The sequence below is a fragment of the Nocardioides sp. WJ219 genome (assembly GCF_058559815.1).
The window spans coordinates 1-17,187 of sequence record NZ_JBZUJV010000017.1; the positions used below are offsets into that span (position 1 = coordinate 1).

Sequence of the window (17,187 nt, forward strand, 5' to 3'; positions counted from 1 at the left end):
GCGGCTACTAGAGACTCGACTGCAGGATCGGGGTCTGGCCAGACTGCGGTCTAGGTGACTGGCTGGGTGGCTCTCTGTGCGGCTGCCCACCGGGTGTTGGTGTGGCTCTTCCATGGTCTGCGACCGGCTGGTCACCGTGGTCTGGTGTGGCTCGAGAAGGGACTGCTCTGCTCGTAGTAGCGCTGCCCACCCGACCGTCCTCAGGCCCCGTTTCGGGGCGCGGTCCGTTTCGGGAGGTGGGTGTTGAGCAGCAAGCAGCAGGTGGTTATCGGGGTCGATCCGCACAAGTTGTCGGCCACGATCGAGGTCGTCAATACGGTCGGGGTCAAGCTCGGCGAGGGTCGGTTCGCCACCGACAAGGCGGGGTTCGCCGCGATGTGGGGTTACGTCAATCGTCTCGAGTCCGACCGGGCGCGGCGGGTGTGGGCGGTCGAGGGCGCGAATGGGGCGGGCCGGTCGGTGGCGCAGCGGCTGCTTGCTGCTGGCGAGCGGGTGGTCGATGTGCCGGCCAAGCTGGCGGCTCGGGTCCGGTTGTTCGACACCGGTCACAACCGCAAGACCGACGCCCTGGACGCTCATTCGATCGCGATGGTCGCGGTCAGCTCTGAGCACCGCGACGGGCTGCGGGAACTATGCGAGGACGGTGAGCTCGAGGCGATCCGAATGTTATGCGACCGCCGCGACGAGCTGTCGCGTCAACGGGTCCAGACGGTCAACCGGATCCACCGGCTGCTGGCCGAGCTGGTGCCGGGAACGAAGAAGAAGGACCTCTCCGCCCAGCAGGCCAAGGCGATCCTGGCGACCGTGCGTCCGCGCGACATCGCCAGCAAGACCCGCCGGCGGATGGTCGTCGAGCTGATCGATGACCTGGTTCGCCTCGACCGGCGGCTCAAGGCCATGAAAGCCGACCAAGCCGCCGCAGTGCGCGAACGCGGCTCGAGCCTGCTCGACCTGTACGGCATCGGCCCGGCAGGTGCAGCCCGGATCCTGGCCGACGTCGGCGACGTGAGGCGGTTCGCTGACAGGAACCGGTTCGCGTCGTGGACTGGCACCGCACCACTCGACGCCTCCTCCGGTGAGCAGATCCGCCACCGACTCTCACGGGCCGGGAACCGGCGGATGAACCACGTCATCTACCTCGCTGCGGTCGTGCAGATCCGCAACGACACCCCCGGCCGGGACTACTACCGACGCAAGCTCGCCGCCGGCAAGACCCCACTCGAAGCACTGCGATGCCTCAAGCGCCGCATCAGCGACGCCATCTACCGCCAACTGCTCGCCGACGCCCGACGCGACGCCGAGCCGGCTGCTGCCACGGACCATGTCGATGACCAAGCTGGGTCCAAAGAGGCCGACGGGCCAGCGGATGGCGCGGGCCCGGGAGGGCACTGCGGGGCGACTCAAGAATCCAGCGCGACCGACCTGACCCCGCACATCGGCACTTCGGATAAGCCACTCCACGGACCCGCAGAACCGACGCTACAACCGCCTGCTGCGCAACCGGAAGAGCTCAGGAACCAGGCCCTACAACGCGTCCCTTGACACAGAAGGGAGCCATGGTCGGGCGGTCTTCTAGTTCTCCCCCGCGCAGCTCAGTGCGCCACGTAGGTTCAGCCGCATGAGTCTCGTCCTGCGGGTATTGGCGGCCTGCTTGTTCGCTTCGATGTCTGTGGCTTGCGGTCAACAGATCGGACCTGCGTCGCCTGTGCTTGTCGATACCGAGTACGGCGACGGCCCCAACGCAAGCCAGCACGCAGCGGCGCGGACTGCTTCGTCCGGCGCAGGGTGCGACAGCCTGAGAAGGAGCGCGGCGCAGGAACCGGGTTACGGCTATGCCGCGCGTGCCTCGCCTCGTGTGTTGCGAGTCGGTCTTGTCGGCGGCCCCACCCAGCGGCTTCTAAACGAGATGAAGCGAGACGGCGAACGGTGCCGCGTCCGCGTTGTCCCAGCGATGCACACGCATGCACAACTGCGCGCCGCAGTCACGAAGGCTTTCGCCGCAGACTTGGAGGGTGGGTTCACCGCGTGGGTCCTTCCGAGAGCTCGCGGCATCCATGTCCTCACCAGCGATCCTGGCTTGCTCGCCACTCGGAACCCGTCGAAGTATCTCGGACTTCGTGTCGGCGTTGTGGTGACGCACGCCGTGATCACTCCTACCTGAACCACGCAAAGCCCGCAGCGCGGCAGAGTCGGGCGATTTCTGTGGCAGGCTCCGGACGTGAGGCACGACGAATCGGATGACGGGCGTCCCCTCTGGTGGACGTGGGCGTTGCCGGCGCTCGCTGGCCTAGTTCTTCTCGGCCTCGCCGCATTGGCTCTGCACGACTGGCTCGACGTGACGGGTCGGGCAACGTCAGAGGCCACGTGCGCAGAGGCAGCGGTCGTACTCACAGCGCAAACAGTCCAGAACACGTCGCTGTCTAAAGCCCCAATTGACGGGTCAGCGGCCCATCCGACGAGATGTCCAGACCCTCCGACAGACGAAGAAGCGTCGCACCGGTAAGACAACGGAGGCGCCGAGTGACCGGCTCCACATCAGACACATCGGGCACCTTGCCGGGCACGAGGCCGCGTCGCGTCCGCCTTCGGCGTCACCCGTTGATGGACTCACTCGAGATGGGTTGTGACAGTTCACTGCGCACGGACGTTAGGTTGATGTGACCGATGATGCGGATGATGCGGGAGGTGCGCATGGACTTCGATAACTTCGCGCGAGCGTTCGCGCCCTCGCTCATCCGATGCGGGTGGTTGATGACTGGGAGCACCGAGCTGGCTGAGGACCTGACGCAGGAAGCCCTGATCAAGAGCTTCGTGCGATGGAGCCGCGTCTCACAGATGGCGAATCCCTACGGATACACCCGCAAGACGTTGATCAGGCTCTCGCTTGATCAGCACCGCCGCAGAGTCCGGGTGTGCGAGGACAGCGCGCTGTACTCGATTCCCTCATCAGCCCCGGACATTGCGTTGAGACTCGCGTTGAAGGAGGCCCTCTCGATGCTCCCCGACCTGGATCGCGCCATCGTGACCTTGCGCTACTACGAAGGGCTTTCGGGGCCCGAGGTCGCCCACCAGTTGCGCCTATCCCATGGTGCAGTTCGAAACAGAGCGATGCGTTCACTGCAAGTGCTTCGGGACGCGCTCGGAGATTACGACCATCTTCAGCCGGAAGATCCCTTCGTCGGCGTTAGGAGGATCCAGTGACCGACTTGAATGAAACACTGCATCGCGCCGTCGGCGCGCTCGGCTCCGAGACTAGCGACCTGATCGAGCGGGTTCATCTGGAGGGCACGCGAATCCGTCGCCAACGCCGAGCAGCCGCGACAGTCGCTCTGACGGCGACCGTTGCCGCTGTGGGGATGTTTGCTTCGACCGTGGACTGGTCACGCGGGTGGGACCGGACCCCGGTTGCGAGCAGCGCCGTCGACGCAAGTGGAAGCCCCGCGCGAAAGGATCCGCAGCAGGCGGGCCGCACATCTCCAAGACCACGTGTGCTTAGTCCCAACTTGCCCACTGTTCGGGTCCTACCCGAAGATATGGCTGCCGCACTGTCCGACGAAGTTCGCAGAATTGGCGCGACGCCTGTCGGCGGGCAATCCGTCTGGGGGGCGGGCGCCCTGTCAAGGTACTCGCGTGAAATGAAGCGCGGTTTCATAGAGCCGAGCTCATACCCGAGCGGGCATCACTTCCAAGCCGGGCAGGTGCTCGTTGATGACGGTCGCGGGCCAGCGCTTGTTCAGGTACTGATCGAGAATTTGGGCGGCGAGCCGTCATGCCTTGAGAGCGGTGATTTCGCTTGTCGGGTCGACGCCGACGGCACTGCGATCCGGTCCGGACAGTGGGAGCAAGGAGGAATAGCGAGTACGACGGCCCAGTACAGCGTCCCGGGCGGCTTGAGGGTCACCGTGATCAGCTTCAACGCTCCGTCGGAGAAAGGTGCTGCGCCGACTCGTTCGGCACCACCGTTGAATGTCTCGCAGGCGACCGGTCTGGCAAAGTCCCGCGCGTGGCTCGAGACTCGCGGTTAAGTGAGCATGGCAGCACTGCAACCTTGGCCGGGGCGAGGGTGCGCTACTCGGCTAGAGGGCAGTGACGCACGGCCGCCGCGATGGTAGACGGTCGTCGCGCGCGTTGACCTCGTCATCGCCACCGGCCTAACCGGTGCCGCCCTCACCGGTGAAGCGGAAGGATGCGTTCTCGTTGTAGGTGTTGGACAGGTTCAACTTCGTGCGCGAAGGGATGAAGTCGTTGTCACCGAGATAGTTCGACCGAAAATACACACGGGCGCTCGAGACGGTCCGGTTGTGTGCGCATGCCGAGTTGTTCTTCACGGGCTGCTGGATGCCAGCCAAGTAGCCGGGACCAAGGAACCGGTAACCGTCCAAGGACGGCTTGCTGGTCCTGAAGTCCGACAACGCCTGCAGACAGCCGGAGTTGTAGTAGAAGACGAACTCGTCGACTTCGGTGATGCCATCCTGGCCGCCGGCATGCGCGGGGGCGCCTATGCCGACCCCAGCGACGAGGAACGCGCCAAGAATCCCGAGCTTGGTGGAACGCAACTTCATCTGTCCTCCATGGGTCAATGAGCCTGCAACGTAGGTCGGGGCTATGCGAGCGTCAAGGACACACCCGGTGGTCTAGCCCGCGGACGGCATCTCACATCTCGTGTCAGTCCGAACAGACCTCGGGGGTCAGGCCAGGCAAGTCGCGGAAGCCGTCGAGGTCTGGCGGATCCCCTCGGCCCATGTACTCTCCTCGCACCAAAGCCTCGGGAAGGACTCGCAGTGACGCATCGCCATCTGAGGACCAGAACGGTTCAACTGCTCCGTCGATTGGCATTGACCACTGCCGGGGCGGCGCTCGTCGTTCCGTCCGTCGCCGGGGCTGCTCACGCGGGTGGACAGGACGGCAGTTACGACAGCGGCGAGTTCATCTTCTGGTTCAGGGCAAACTTCCAGGGCTCCCTGAGCGACTTCGCCGCCGCTCGGTCCAACCTGGCCTGTTGCGTCTTCCTCTCAAACGGCGAGGGTCAGGGTGCGGCCGTCAAGAACAATGCGGCAAGCGTCTTCAACTCACGCGCAGCGAACGCGCGCGTGTGGTTCAACTCCGGCTACATGGGCCCCAACGACTACGTCCCTGGCCGCTACCACTTGAACCTCACGAACACCGCGAAGGACAACGCGTCTTTCCGATGGCTCTGAACACCCGTCTGCGCTTGGTCGCTACCTGTCTCGGACTGGTTTCAGTCTCTGTCGGGTGTTCGGCCTCAGATGGTCAAGATGCGCCCCGGTCTGGCACCCCGTTTCCCTCGGTCGCCAACGGGGAAGCCAGCAGTGACGGTGCAATCCCCAGTCCTGGACAGGGGAAGGACGCTGCCGACCCTGAACTACCGGCTTTGCTGCCGTCCCCCCTTCGGGCGTTCCGAGTCACCGCCGAGGACTACTTTGTGTTGTCCACCGCTGAGGACATCCTGATCGACGAGTGCATGGCAGAGTTCGGTTTCCCGCCGCAGGCACTGGAGCGCGACCGCGATGCGATGGTGCGTGAAGAGTTGGAAGCCGAAAGCCGCTTGTACGGCATCACCTCAGCGGCGGTAGCCCGCGAGTTCGGTTACATGCCAGCGACTCTCGTCAGCAATCCGCCCGCGTCGAGCGCTGCGGTTACCGACACGTACACCTTTGTGCTCGAGGGGGTACGACCCACCGATCCGCCGCTCGACCCGACGAAGCCGCTGCGCTCGCCGGGCGAGTTCGGCGGAAAGTCCGTTCCGGCTGGCGGCTGTCTCGGACAGGCTAGGCAGCGGTTGTGGGGCGATCGCGACCCGTTTGCCCGGGATCAGCTCACGCAGCAGTTGCGGTCAGACGCCTATGCCTCAGCCGAGGCCGATGCCCGTGTCGTGCAGGCCGTCGACGATTGGGCCGGATGCATGGCAGCCGGCGGCTATCAGTACGACAGCCCCCTACAACCCACGTTCGAACGGTCACCCAACAGCGCCCCGAGCCAGCGCGAGATCGCCACGGCGTTGGCCGACATCCGGTGCAAGGAGGAGACCGACCTGGTGAGTCGATGGCACCGGGTTGACGTTGAGTATCAGCAGTCGGCTATCGATGAGAACCAGCTCGCCCTTGAAGAGCTCCGCACCCAGATTGACGACGCTGTCGATGAAGCTGTTTCCGTCGCGGCAGAGTGACTCACCTAGCGACGCGCAGGCGCCTGAGCCGCTCATCGCAAACCGCCTCAAGGGCCTTCGGATTCTCCTGGCGGTCGCTCTGGTCTCGGCAGCCGGCGGATGGTGGTGCGCCTCGCTGGTGAGGTCCCCCTCGGATGCGGCGGCTGACACGGAGCCACCTCCGGCCAGCGTGATCACGGCCCCCGTGACGGAGCGAGCAATCGACAACAGTGTGGTCACAAGGGGCCGGGTGCGTGCTCTCGACACGACGAGCGCCATCCCCGCGACGCCGCCAGCGGGGGTGAGCCGGCACGTGGTCACAGCCGCTCCTGCGCGTGTCGGCGACGTCGTCGAGGCGGGCGAGGTGTTGCTAGAGATCTCGGGGCGGCCCGTATTTCTTCTTCCAGGCGACTTTCCGCCTTACCGCGATCTGGCGCCCGGGGACTCCGGGAAGGATGTCACCCAGTTGCGTCGCGCGCTCGGTGCCGCCGGATTACCTACCGCGGACCCGTACGGGACCTACGGCCCGTCCACAGCACTGGCGATAGCCCGGATGTATAGGCGTGCGGGCTTCGGGCCGGAGCCGGGCAACACATTCCCGATGTCGGCGGCTGCGGTAGTGGACTCCTCGACGGTCACGGTCGTAGACGCTGCCGTCGCTGTCGGTGACGATCTGGCGGACGCTCAGTTGCAGGTGGCGAGCGGGGACCTGGTGGTCGTGGTGGACGCCGCGCCCGCGTTGACTGCGTCGTTGGAGGAGGGCGCGGCAGCTGAACTCACCGCCGAGTTACTCGGGGAGTCAGCCCGCGGGACAGTACTGGTGAGAGGCCGAGGGCAGGCGGGTCAAGTGGTGGTGACTCCGTCGCAGTCGCTGCCTGCTTCATGGGCTGGTCAAGACGTGCGCGTGACTATCGGGGGCACACGGGCAGCGCGCGCGCTCGCTGTCCCGGTGAGCGCGGTATTCGCCGGCGCGGATGGCGCGGCGTCGGTCGTCGTGGTTGGGGCGTCCGGGGAACAGCGCGAGTTGGCGGTCCGGCTCGGTGCCGTGGGTGGCGGGTACGCACAGGTCGAGGCGTCCTCGCTGCGCGCGGGTGACGACGTTCTGGTCGGGGTCTCTTGAACCGCCTGAGTGTGAAACTGCAAGACATCTCCGTCGAGTACAAGGGCCCACCGCCAACGACCGCGCTCCGAGACGTCTCGTTGTCGGTTTCGACGGGCGAGTACGTCTCGCTGCGAGGTCCTTCCGGGTCAGGGAAGACCACGCTCCTGAGCGTCCTCGGGCTCCTGCTGGCGCCGAGCAGCGGGCGCTACGAGCTCAACGGCCAAGACGTAGCAGGGTTGTCCGAACGTGAGCGGGCGTCCATCAGGGCTCACCAGATCGGGTTCGTTTTCCAGGCCTTCCACCTGCTGCCACACCGCTCAGCCCTGGAGAACGTGTTGATGGGCACGCTCTATCAGGCCCAGCGCCCAAACCAGAGGGAACGGGTGGGGCACGCCACTGAGGTCCTTCAGCAGGTAGGCCTAGGTGGGAAACTGTCCGCGCCACCGTCGCGGTTGTCAGGCGGCGAGCGCCAGCGAGTCGCCATCGCACGCGCGCTGGCCGCGCGACCGCGGTTGCTGCTCTGTGATGAGCCCACCGGAAACCTCGACAGTGAGAACGCGGGAATGCTCCTAGAGCTCCTCGACCAAATTCACGCGTCGGGACAAACGATCCTTGTCATCACCCATGACGAAGAAGTGGCCGCGCGTGCCCAGCGATCGGTGTCCATCGTCGACGGACGACTGAGCAGCACGACGTGAGCGGTGCGAGCCCCCAGTCACGGCTGCGATTTACCGATCTTGTCGCGGAGTGCATGTCGGCGATCGTGACCCGCCCGGCCCGATCGGCGCTGACGACGCTGGGTGTGGTGATTGGAACCGCAACGTTCGTAGCCGTCATCGGCCTGGTTAGTAGTGCCAGCACTCAGATCGAAGGACGGTTCGACGAACAGGCAGCCAAGTCAGTCACCGCTGTCGACGCCCGCCTCGAGGCGTCCCAAGAATTCCCGTTCACATCCGGCGCCGTCGAGCGTCTAGACCAACTCAACGGGGTGACCGCGATGGGGTACTCCTGGTATGTCGAGACCGACTCTGCCGATGTTGTCGGCTCACCAGTCACAGCGAACACGTCAGACGTCGACGTGTGGGCGGTCTCATCGGGCATGTGGGGCATAGTAGATGCGCGCCTCTCGGCGGGACGGACCTTCGACTCTGTCGCCGATCGTCGAGCTCTGCGGGTGGCGGTGATCGGTGCCTCAATCGCTAGACGGCTCGGTGTCGATTCCCTTGCGACCCGTCCGAGCGTCGTTGTTCAGGGGGTCCCTTTCGCAGTGATCGGCATCATCGACGACGTCGGCCGGCGTCCGGAGTTTCTGCTGTCTGTCGTGGTGCCTGCCGCGGCTGCCGTCGACCTCTGGGGCGAGCCACGTCCGGAGACACGGGCAGGCATGACGGTCGAGACCGAGCTGGGCGCAGCTCGCCAGGTCGCATCCGAACTTCCGTTCGCCTTAACGCCGCACGACCCCTCCGTGGTTTCCGCGACCCCGCCGCCGGATCCGCGGAAGCTCCGGCGGGCGGTCGACGGCGACCTGACTCGCCTGTTCGTCGTCGTTGCCGTCATCTGTCTACTGATCGGCGCGGTCAGCATCGCCAACACGACGCTGGTCGCAGTTGTCGAGCGCACGCCCGAGATCGGGTTGCGGCGTGCCCTCGGCGCCAGCAGGACCCATATCGCAGTCCAGACACTGGTTGAGTCGGCGACGCTGGGTCTGGTGGGAGGCTTGATAGGAAGCAGCGTGGGGACGTTGAGCGTCGTTGCGACCGCGCTCTTGGCCTCGTGGAGTGCCACGATGTCCCTCTTGGTCGTTGCCTGCGCGCCCGTGCTCGGTTGCGTTGTTGGAGCACTGTCCGGGACGTATCCGGCGTACCGCGCGAGCCGGGTAGATCCTACTGAGGCTCTGAGAGCTTGAAATCTCGCGGAGACGGGATCTGTACTTACACCCTCGCAGGGATAAGCCCGGGTCAGAACCGAGCGCCTTGGACGCCGAGCAGCGCGATAATGGTTCTACTCCTCCCCGGTGCAAGTTGATGTTCGGCGCCGGGCCGGACACCGAACTACCTCGGGGTCCTCACGAGGGCGCGGCGGCAAGACAAGCGGCGCAGTAGACGCCTACAGTCCAGGCGTGCTGGCTCTCGGGAATGCCTCGTTCGCTTATGGGTTGATGAAGCGCACGCGCGTGCTTCAAGACTTCTCCTGGTCGGTCCCAGAGGGGCGTCGGACCTTGCTGCTCGGCCCCAACGGCGCCGGGAAGTCGACCTTGCTGAGCCTTCTCGCGGGCTACATCCGTCCACAGTCCGGAACCGTCACATCTTCCGGTCCGGAGACGAGCGGATCGCTGTCGCTCGACGTGGCCTGGATGCCGCAATCGATCAAGCCCGTGCGCGGGCTATCTGTCGAGGAACAGGTTGCCTACGCCGCTTGGCTTGCTGGGTCGCCGACGACCGAAGCGCATGAACGGGCACGGATGGCGGTCAAGAGCGTGCGACTGGGGGATAAAGCGTACTCGCGAGCCGACCAACTTTCGGGAGGCCAGCTTCGCAGGCTCGGCTTGGCTGAGACGCTGGTTCGGGATTACAGCGTTCTACTGCTGGACGAGCCGACCGCAGGCCTGGATCCGGCGCAGACCAGAAACTTTCGCCAGATTATGCGGGAGCTACCAGTCCGTGGCGGGATCGTCGTTTCCACTCACCAAATTGCAGACGTAGGTGACGACTTCGACCATGTCGTCGTCATTAGCGACGGGCGCGTTCGGTTCGACGGGTCCGTCGAGGAATTTGGGCTCGAGGGTGCACGGATGGGCCTCGCCGAGACTGATATCGCCTCGATCTTCGGCGAGCTCACCCAGGGCGGGTGGGAATGAGGCTTGTTGGGGCACTCAAGTTCAGCAGGGCATGGTGGCTGTTGGGCGTGTTGTTCGGGTTCGCGGTCTTCGTTAGCGTCTCGAACCGGTCGCAAGAGTTTGGATACGTGGCGGCGGAGTATGCCGCAGCGAGCCGGCTGGTGGTCTTGGTCGGCCCTGTCCTTGCAGTGGGCACATGTCTCGCATTCGGTGATTTACGCAACGCGACTGTTGCGCGCCGGCCGTCCCGTCGTCCCCTGAGCTGGGTAGCGCCGCTAATGCCGCTCATCGCAGGCGGACCATTGGTCGGGCTCGCTGGGATCCTGAGTTCTACAAGGGAGTTCCCTGACGAGTTTGCTGCTTGGCGAGTGCTTGGAGTGGTGGCAGTCACCTTGTTGGCATGCTCGGCCGTCGGCGTTCTCGGACGCAGACTCCTGCCTGCGTTCGTGGCGGTGCCGGTGGTTGGTCTGGGCACTTTCGCCTGGCTTGCACTTCCGGGATCCGGCTCGAACGTTGACCTGCGAAACATGAACTCCGCATTTGTGGCCTGTTGCACAGCGGACACGACGCCGGCGGACAGCCTCGTGCTGGGGTCTACGGCAGTCTGCGCGACGATTCTCGTAGGCACGGTCTGTTGCCTGTCGGTCAGATCTTGGTGGACAACGTCGCGCGCCTATGCGGCTGGCGCCGCTGTCGCCATCCTCGGGCTGGCCCCGCTGGCCGGACTGGCGGCGGCGGGTGCTCCCTCCGGAGAACCGAATCTGCTGGCTGTCGAGGAACGCACAACCGGGACTGTCTGTAGCGGTGTGGGCGAGTCCGAGACCACCGTTTGCGTGTGGCCAGAGCACGCCGCCGGATTGAAAGATGCGACCGCTGCGGTCTCGGACGTCAACGCAGCCTTGGCCGACATCGAACTGCCGGTGCTGAGAACCGTCTCCGAGAGCGACGCCGCGGATGCGACGTCCTTTGATGTGGAGGCTCCCATCCAGAACTACATAAAGTTCTCTATCGCACAGGGAATGATTTCACGTGCGACCGACTGCGACCGGCCCTTCCTGTCGTCCTCCTACGACGCTTTGTTGGGCTTCCTCTCGTTTAGGTTCGGCATTGACAAGGCCATTTGGGAGTCGGGCGGTTACTCACCTTCTGCGTACCCGGCCGCTCAAGAACTTTCCTCGCGGCCGTCACAAGAACAACGCGAGTTCGTCGCCGAAGCGATCGCGACGATCCGAACAGCGTGCGGGACGGGCGGCCAGTGACGTACTGGTTCAAGTCTCGCCGCGTAATCCCAGTCGCCATTGTGGTGGGGAGCATCCTCGTCATCGAGTCGATCATCGGGTTTCACAACGTCACGGTGCCGGCAGTCTTGGGCGGTGGGAGCGGGTCGCTCACGACGCAGGTCTTCTTTGCTGCTGCCGCAGCAAGTGCTCTGGCGTATCTCTTCGATGAACGCGACAGCGTCGCGGAACTTCGTGGGCCGAGGCAGATCCGACACTTCGACATCGTGCTGTTCGCGGTGATGGTCGCACTGACCAGCACTGGCCAAGCGGCGACGACGCTGATTGCAGGCGGACAGACGGTCCGAGCAGCCGCGAGTACGCTGCTGCTTAGCTCGATTGCCGTCGGCGTAACCTGCCTGGCTCAAGCGAGTGCCGGAGCGGCCATGATGGTCGGGTACGTTCTATTGACGAGCTCCTACGCACCGCATCTTTCGGGAGCGCCCGCCGTGCGTCTGTTGCAGGAGGACGGAAATGCAACCGCGGCGGTCGGCGGTGCCGTATTGGTCACCGCCGCCGCCGCAGTCCTGGTGCGCTACGGTCGAACCACTGTCACCAGTAGACGGTGACGTCCGCGGACACGTTCCGGCCCGTCTTCATGGTGAAGTGGTACTCATCCTTCGCCACGTCGCCGGCGTACACCGTGTCGCCTCCCGAGGTGCACTGCATCGTCTCCGACCCGACATTCGTGTCCGGACCCCAGTCCTCCTTGTAGATCGTGATGCGGAAGTCGTCGTTGTTGCAGTTTCGGAACCACGCCCGGTCGTTCGTGGCGTCGAGGTTCTGGTTGATCCACTGTCGCGAGCTCGTCTCCGCGTACCAGCTACCCAGGTAGCTGTTGAAGTGTCCCTCGGCCATCGCGGGCCCGGCGAGGCCGTACACCATTCCACCAGCCGCCGCAACCGTCACGCCCGCCTGAACTGCGCGGCGGACCATCTTTTTCATCATCTTTTCCCCTGTTTTGACGCAACCTGACATGACGGCCTGAGTACAACAGGCGACCTTGGGCGCGGTCAATAGGTCCAGCTGCGCGGTCAAAAGTACCGGTGAATAGGCCGTTGGCCTCAGAGCAAATCCGCGAGGACTAGTCAATTCAACGCCGGCATTCACGCGGTTCGGCTAATCGGCACATCAATGCGGCGACGGGTGTCGAGTCGCAAGCGAGCGGATCCGACGAACCCGGTGCTGTCCGCGGGGTTGTCGCGCGTCGGAGTCCTCTCGGTCTCATACCAGACCGTCGGCTAGAGACGGAACACGCTCTCGGTGTCACCGGCCCCCTGCGGGCCAACTTGCGGCCGCACAGGTTTTGGTTACCGTCGCGATGACGACTGGCTCGCAGTCCAGACCGCATCTCGATGGTGCCGAACGATCCGAACGATCCGAGCGACCGGGCCGACCGGGAGCCGACCGTCGTGAGACGAGGAACGCTGCAGCCGCCATCGCGCGAGGAGCAGTGAGGGTGGCGCTGACTTCTGACGAGCAATTTGGACGTGGGAGGTCATGCGGGCGCAACCGCTGAGTAGGCCCAGCCGTTTCATGCCGAATCACCGCTGATCATCAATGTGTGTCAACGAAGCCCGAGATCGCCCCAGTATCAGCTGCCGAGCATCGTCCGAGATCACATCCGGGCACGGTGAATGAGGGGAGTAGAAGGGGAGTTCTGAGGAACTGGATTGCACAAGGCCGACGGCGCAGCCCGTCGCGCAGCGGGCATCCACGCTGCGATCCGCACCCACCTGTCCGTCGTCGACGAGCGCCTGGTCGCCGCCCTGCGCGCCGGCGAGATCGGCCCTGAAAGCAGCCTGACGGACAGCGGTGGGGTCACTGTTCTTGAGCGTCCAGGGGTGGTGGCCGGTGCCGAACGTGCCGGTGTAGCCCGGCGTTGCCGACTCAGGGGCCGAACGGTTTCGCGAGCCGTCCGTGCTCGCACCGGACCGGTCCCGATAGGCAGCAGTCGAACGAGGCCCCGGTCCGGTCGAAGGGAGCTCCACTGGCGTTTCGCGTCCACAAAGATGTGTGAGGCGACGTCGCCGCTGACCGGAGCAGGGGCTACTACCAGCATGGCTGCCGTCGGCCCGTGCGGAGACCGTTGTCGCACTGAATCTATTCAATCACTGTGAGACAGTGCTCGGATCCCACAACCCGCACCTGGAGGCGGTCACATGCAGGACGTAGGCGCACGCGCTGCGTCGGTGAAGGACGTTGCCGCCGCGGCGGGAGTCTCTCTCGGTACGGTCTCCAACGTGCTCAACCGTCCTGACCGGGTCAAGCCTGCGACGCGACTCCGGGTGGAGGCGGCGATGCGTGACCTGGGTTTCGTCCGTAACGAGTCGGCGCGTCAGCTGCGCCAAGGAACCAGCCACACGCTGGGTTACGTGATGCTCGACGCCACCAACCCGTTCTTCACCGACGTCGCGCAGGGCATCGAGTTGGCAGCCGAGGCGGCCGACCTGAGCCTCTTCCTCTGCAACAGCAACAACCGTGAAGCACGCGAGGACGCCCATGTGGCGCGGCTGCAACAGCAACGTGTGCAGGGCATCCTCATCACCCCGGTCAATCCGTACTCCGAGGTGCTGATGGCCGCCTCCCAGCAAAGGCTTCCGATCGTGCTGGTTGACCGTCGCCGCAACGACAACGTGTTCTGCAGTGTGTCGGTCGATGACGTTCTCGGGGGCTGGTTGGCCGTGACCCATCTCGTCGAGCGCGGTCACCGGCGGATCGCGGTCATCGGCGGCGCCATGAACATCGGGCAGGTGCGCGAGCGCATCGAGGGAGCTCGGAAGGCGTGGGCTGAGGCGGGTCTTCCTCCCGACGACCTGGTACTCATCGAGACCGCCGACCTCTCCATACGCGAGGGCCTTGCGGCTGGGGAGCGGCTGGCCGGTGTGCCGCGCCGGCCCACCGCGGCGTTCTGCGCCAACGACATGCTCGCCCTCGGGCTCCTGCAGCGCACGATCGGGCTCGGCCTGCGGGTGCCCGAGGACCTCGCGATCATCGGCTTCGACGACATCGACTTCGCGGGCGCGGCTGCCGTCCCGCTGTCGTCGGTGCGCCAGCCGCGGATCGAGCTGGGCAAGACCGGAGCGCGCCTGATGGTCGAGGAGACCGAGGACGACGGCCACGAGCATCGACAGGTCGTCTTCTCGCCCGAGGTTGTCGCCCGGGCTTCTACCGTCTGACCGTCTCCCCAGAAGTGGTTGACGTCACACGTGACGGGTGCCATAGTTGCCGCGCAAGATGAAACGATTCAGAAAGGCTGCCCGTGACGAACGACGTTCTACTCGGGATCGACGACCTCACTGTCGAGTTCCCGGGCGTCAAGGCGCTCGACGGTGTCTCGTTCGCCGTCCGCGCCGGCGAGGTGCACGCGCTCGTCGGTGAGAACGGCGCCGGCAAGTCGACGCTCCTCAAGGTGCTCGGCGGGGTCAACACCCCTACCCGCGGCTCCGTCACCCTGGCAGGGCAGAGCTACCACCCCTCGCGGCCGCGCGACGCCCAGGATGCCGGCATCGCGGTCATCTACCAGGAGTTCACGCTGTTCCGTGACCTCACCGTCGCCGAGAACGTCTTCACCGGCCGCGAGCCCCACCACCGACTCACGCGGGCCATCGACTACGCAGCCATGCGTACCGAGTGCCGCCGGATCTTCGAGATGCTCGACGTCGACATCGACCCCGACGCACGCGTCGGTGACCTCAGCATCTCCGAGCAGCAGCTCGTCGAGATCGCCAAGGCGCTCTCCGTCGACGGCCGCGTGATCATCATGGACGAACCGACCGCGGCCCTCGCCTCGAGCGAGGTCGCCCGGCTCTTGACCGTCGTCCGCAAGTTACGGGACGAGGGTCGCTCGGTCATCTACGTGAGTCACCACCTCGAGGAGGTCTTCGCGGTTGCTGACCGCGCCACCGTGCTGCGCGATGGCCGCTTCGTCACGACACTCGACATCACCGCGACCAACGAGGACGAGCTCGTTCGCAGCATGGTCGGCCGCGACGTCGAGGCGGTCTTCCACCGCGAGGAGGCCGAGCTCGGCCCCATCGTCCTCCAGGTCGACCAGCTGCGGGCGGGACGTGTGCTCAAGGACGTCAGCCTTCGGGTCCACGCCGGAGAAGTCGTCGGCATCGGCGGCGTCGCCGGTGCCGGCCAGATCGAGCTCACGCAGGCGGTCTTCGGGGCGCTCGGCCTCAAGGGCGGGTCGATGACCCTCGACGGCGCGGCGTACGCCCCGGCCAGTCCGGCCGACGCCGTCCGAGCCGGCGTGGGCTTCCTGCACGAGGACCGCAAGTCGTCGGGCAACTTCCCGCACCTCTCGGTGGAGCACAACCTGACCATGACCGTGCTCGACCGACTGCGCGGTCCCGGCCGCCTGATCTCCGCGGCCAAGCAGCGCGACGTGTGGGACACCTACCGCGATCGCATGCGAATCAAGGCCAGCAGTCACGCCCAGCTCATCGCCAACCTCTCGGGTGGCAACCAGCAGAAGGTGCTCCTCGGTCGTGCGCTTGCCCCGGGCGGTCACCTGCTGGTGCTCAACGAGCCGACCCGCGGTGTGGACATCGGGGCCAAGGCCGAGATCCATGAGCTCGTCAACGAGCTCACCGCGCAGGGCGTCGCAGTCCTCATGGTCTCCAGTGATCTCCCCGAGCTGCTCGGTATGAGCGATCGCATCGTCGTCCTCTCCCAGGGCCGGGTCGTGGGACGCCTGCAAGGCGACGACGCCACGGAGGAGAACGTCATCGCGTGCGCGACCACGGGACGACGGATCGGGGTGGCGGCGTGACGGCTCTGCTCAAGGACCCTGAGCAGCTCCCGCTGCCGCCGGCGTCCTCGGCCCGCGGTCAGGCGGTGCGGAGTCTCGTGTCGGCGCTGCCTCTGCTGCCGCCGCTCGTGCTGGTCTTCGTGGGGTTCGCGATCTTCGCGCCCAACTTCCTCACCGGCACCAACCTCGAGAACATCCTGGTCGCAGCGAGCATCATCGTCATCCCTGGCCTCGCGATGACGCTGTGCATCACCATGGGCGAGTTCGACCTATCCGTCGGCGCCACGGTCGCCCTCACCGGAGCGATCACCTGCATGGTCATCCGCGACGGGAGCAGCACCACCGTTGCGCTTGTTGCGGGTCTTCTCGTCGGCATAGCCGTCGGGCTCGCCAACGGGCTGATCATCACCAAGTTCGGCGTGACACCATTCATCGCGACCTTGGCCACGATGGTGATCGTGCGCGGCTTCGCACGTGCCTACACCGAGAGCCGGGACGTCATCGTCAGCGACGGCACCCTGAAGTACGTCGCCGCTGGCCGCCCGCTCGGCATCCCCTTCCCCGTGGTGCTCGCGGTCGTGGCCATCGCCATCACCTTCTACATCGCGTACCGCACACGCTTCGGTCGCTGGATCGCAGCGATCGGCAGCAACCGCGACGCCGCCGCGCTGTCCGGGCTGCCGGTCGATCGCGTGCGCATCGCGGTCTACACACTCATCGGCCTGACCGGGGCGATCTGGGGCATCACCATCTCCGCCCAACTGCAGAAGGGATCGGGCAACCTCGGGCTGGGCTTCGAGCTCGACGCGATCACCATCGTCGTCATCGGTGGCACCAGCCTTCTCGGTGGTCGCGCCTCGATCTTCGGCACCGTGCTCGGCGCCCTGCTCATCGAGGTGATCCGCAACGGGCTCAACCTGCTGAACGTCGCCCCGGCCTACCAGCGCATCAGCATCGGCCTGCTGCTGGTCGCCGCGCTCGCGATCCAGGGCATCCGCCGCAGGGTGCCGCTGGAGACGCTCGATGACAACAAGAACTGAGGACGAT

Annotated in this window: 15 protein-coding genes; 13 read left to right on the forward strand and 2 right to left on the reverse strand. The window is 65.5% G+C overall.

From position 1 onward, the window contains the following. Nucleotides 1-243: 243 nt before the first annotated feature. Complete coding sequence (locus AC4MBH_RS24090) at nt 244-1,542, forward strand: IS110 family RNA-guided transposase (protein ID WP_491794885.1); 1,299 nt, start codon at nt 244-246, stop codon at nt 1,540-1,542. A 1,122-nt stretch (nt 1,543-2,664) separates the two neighbouring features. After that, complete coding sequence (locus tag AC4MBH_RS24095; RefSeq protein WP_491797955.1) at nt 2,665-3,201, forward strand: SigE family RNA polymerase sigma factor; 537 nt, start codon at nt 2,665-2,667, stop codon at nt 3,199-3,201. A 950-nt stretch (nt 3,202-4,151) separates the two neighbouring features. Here AC4MBH_RS24095 and AC4MBH_RS24100 read toward each other — a convergent pair. Continuing rightward, entirely contained in the window at nt 4,152-4,562 is a 411-nt protein-coding gene (locus AC4MBH_RS24100; RefSeq protein WP_491797956.1) for a hypothetical protein, read from the reverse strand. A gap of 219 nt (nt 4,563-4,781) precedes the next feature. Here AC4MBH_RS24100 and AC4MBH_RS24105 point away from each other — a divergent pair, with 219 nt between their 5' ends. The 8 genes from AC4MBH_RS24105 to AC4MBH_RS24140 all read left to right on the forward strand — a co-directional run bounded on the left by AC4MBH_RS24105 (nt 4,782) and on the right by AC4MBH_RS24140 (nt 11,950). Next, on the forward strand, nt 4,782-5,198 hold the full coding sequence (locus tag AC4MBH_RS24105; RefSeq protein WP_491797957.1) for a peptidase inhibitor family I36 protein: 417 nt from the start codon (nt 4,782-4,784) through the stop codon (nt 5,196-5,198). Nucleotides 5,199-5,443: 245 nt separating this feature from the next. Beyond that, the gene (locus AC4MBH_RS24110; RefSeq protein WP_491797958.1) at nt 5,444-6,187 is read left to right on the forward strand and encodes a hypothetical protein; all 744 of its coding nucleotides are present in this window, start codon (nt 5,444-5,446) and stop codon (nt 6,185-6,187) included. Between the two features lie 229 nt (nt 6,188-6,416). Then, a complete protein-coding gene (locus AC4MBH_RS24115) occupies nt 6,417-7,286 on the forward strand; it encodes an efflux RND transporter periplasmic adaptor subunit (RefSeq protein ID WP_491797959.1) in 870 nt (289 codons plus the stop codon). 11 nt (nt 7,287-7,297) lie between these two features. Next, entirely contained in the window at nt 7,298-7,966 is a 669-nt protein-coding gene (locus AC4MBH_RS24120) for an ABC transporter ATP-binding protein (RefSeq protein WP_491797960.1), read from the forward strand. Then, nucleotides 7,963-9,174, forward strand: a complete 1,212-nt coding sequence (locus tag AC4MBH_RS24125) for an ABC transporter permease (protein ID WP_491797961.1) — start codon at nt 7,963-7,965, stop codon at nt 9,172-9,174. The genes AC4MBH_RS24120 and AC4MBH_RS24125 overlap by 4 nt, the downstream gene beginning before the upstream one ends. A gap of 213 nt (nt 9,175-9,387) precedes the next feature. Next, nucleotides 9,388-10,125, forward strand: a complete 738-nt coding sequence (locus tag AC4MBH_RS24130) for an ABC transporter ATP-binding protein (RefSeq protein ID WP_491797962.1) — start codon at nt 9,388-9,390, stop codon at nt 10,123-10,125. Nucleotides 10,126-10,484: 359 nt separating this feature from the next. Then, on the forward strand, nt 10,485-11,363 hold the full coding sequence (locus tag AC4MBH_RS24135) for a DUF7224 domain-containing protein (protein WP_491797963.1): 879 nt from the start codon (nt 10,485-10,487) through the stop codon (nt 11,361-11,363). Then, a complete protein-coding gene (locus AC4MBH_RS24140) occupies nt 11,360-11,950 on the forward strand; it encodes a hypothetical protein (protein ID WP_491797964.1) in 591 nt (196 codons plus the stop codon). Before AC4MBH_RS24135 ends, AC4MBH_RS24140 begins: the two co-directional genes overlap by 4 nt. On the opposite strand, the gene AC4MBH_RS24145 is transcribed toward AC4MBH_RS24140, so the two are convergent. After that, the gene (locus tag AC4MBH_RS24145; protein WP_491797965.1) at nt 11,934-12,329 is read right to left on the reverse strand and encodes a hypothetical protein; all 396 of its coding nucleotides are present in this window, start codon (nt 12,327-12,329) and stop codon (nt 11,934-11,936) included. The two genes, AC4MBH_RS24140 and AC4MBH_RS24145, sit on opposite strands and share 17 nt — an antisense overlap. 1,214 nt (nt 12,330-13,543) lie before the next feature. Between AC4MBH_RS24145 and AC4MBH_RS24150 the strand changes: the two genes are divergently transcribed. From AC4MBH_RS24150 to AC4MBH_RS24160, 3 genes are all read left to right on the forward strand, one after another. Then, complete coding sequence (locus AC4MBH_RS24150) at nt 13,544-14,560, forward strand: LacI family DNA-binding transcriptional regulator (protein WP_491797966.1); 1,017 nt, start codon at nt 13,544-13,546, stop codon at nt 14,558-14,560. An 83-nt stretch (nt 14,561-14,643) separates the two neighbouring features. Then, on the forward strand, nt 14,644-16,161 hold the full coding sequence (locus AC4MBH_RS24155; RefSeq protein ID WP_491797967.1) for a sugar ABC transporter ATP-binding protein: 1,518 nt from the start codon (nt 14,644-14,646) through the stop codon (nt 16,159-16,161). Next, complete coding sequence (locus tag AC4MBH_RS24160; RefSeq protein ID WP_491797968.1) at nt 16,122-17,180, forward strand: ABC transporter permease; 1,059 nt, start codon at nt 16,122-16,124, stop codon at nt 17,178-17,180. The genes AC4MBH_RS24155 and AC4MBH_RS24160 overlap by 40 nt, the downstream gene beginning before the upstream one ends. The last annotated feature ends 7 nt before the right edge of the window (nt 17,181-17,187 follow it).

Coding starts and splice junctions, on each gene's coding strand:
- AC4MBH_RS24145 (WP_491797965.1), bottom strand. CDS start 12,329: ATGATGAAAAAGATGGTCCGCCGCGCAGTTCAGGCGGGCGTGACGGTT.
- AC4MBH_RS24100 (WP_491797956.1), bottom strand. CDS start 4,562: ATGAAGTTGCGTTCCACCAAGCTCGGGATTCTTGGCGCGTTCCTCGTC.
- AC4MBH_RS24095 (WP_491797955.1), top strand. CDS start 2,665: ATGATGCGGATGATGCGGGAGGTGCGCATGGACTTCGATAACTTCGCG.
- AC4MBH_RS24150 (WP_491797966.1), top strand. CDS start 13,544: ATGCAGGACGTAGGCGCACGCGCTGCGTCGGTGAAGGACGTTGCCGCC.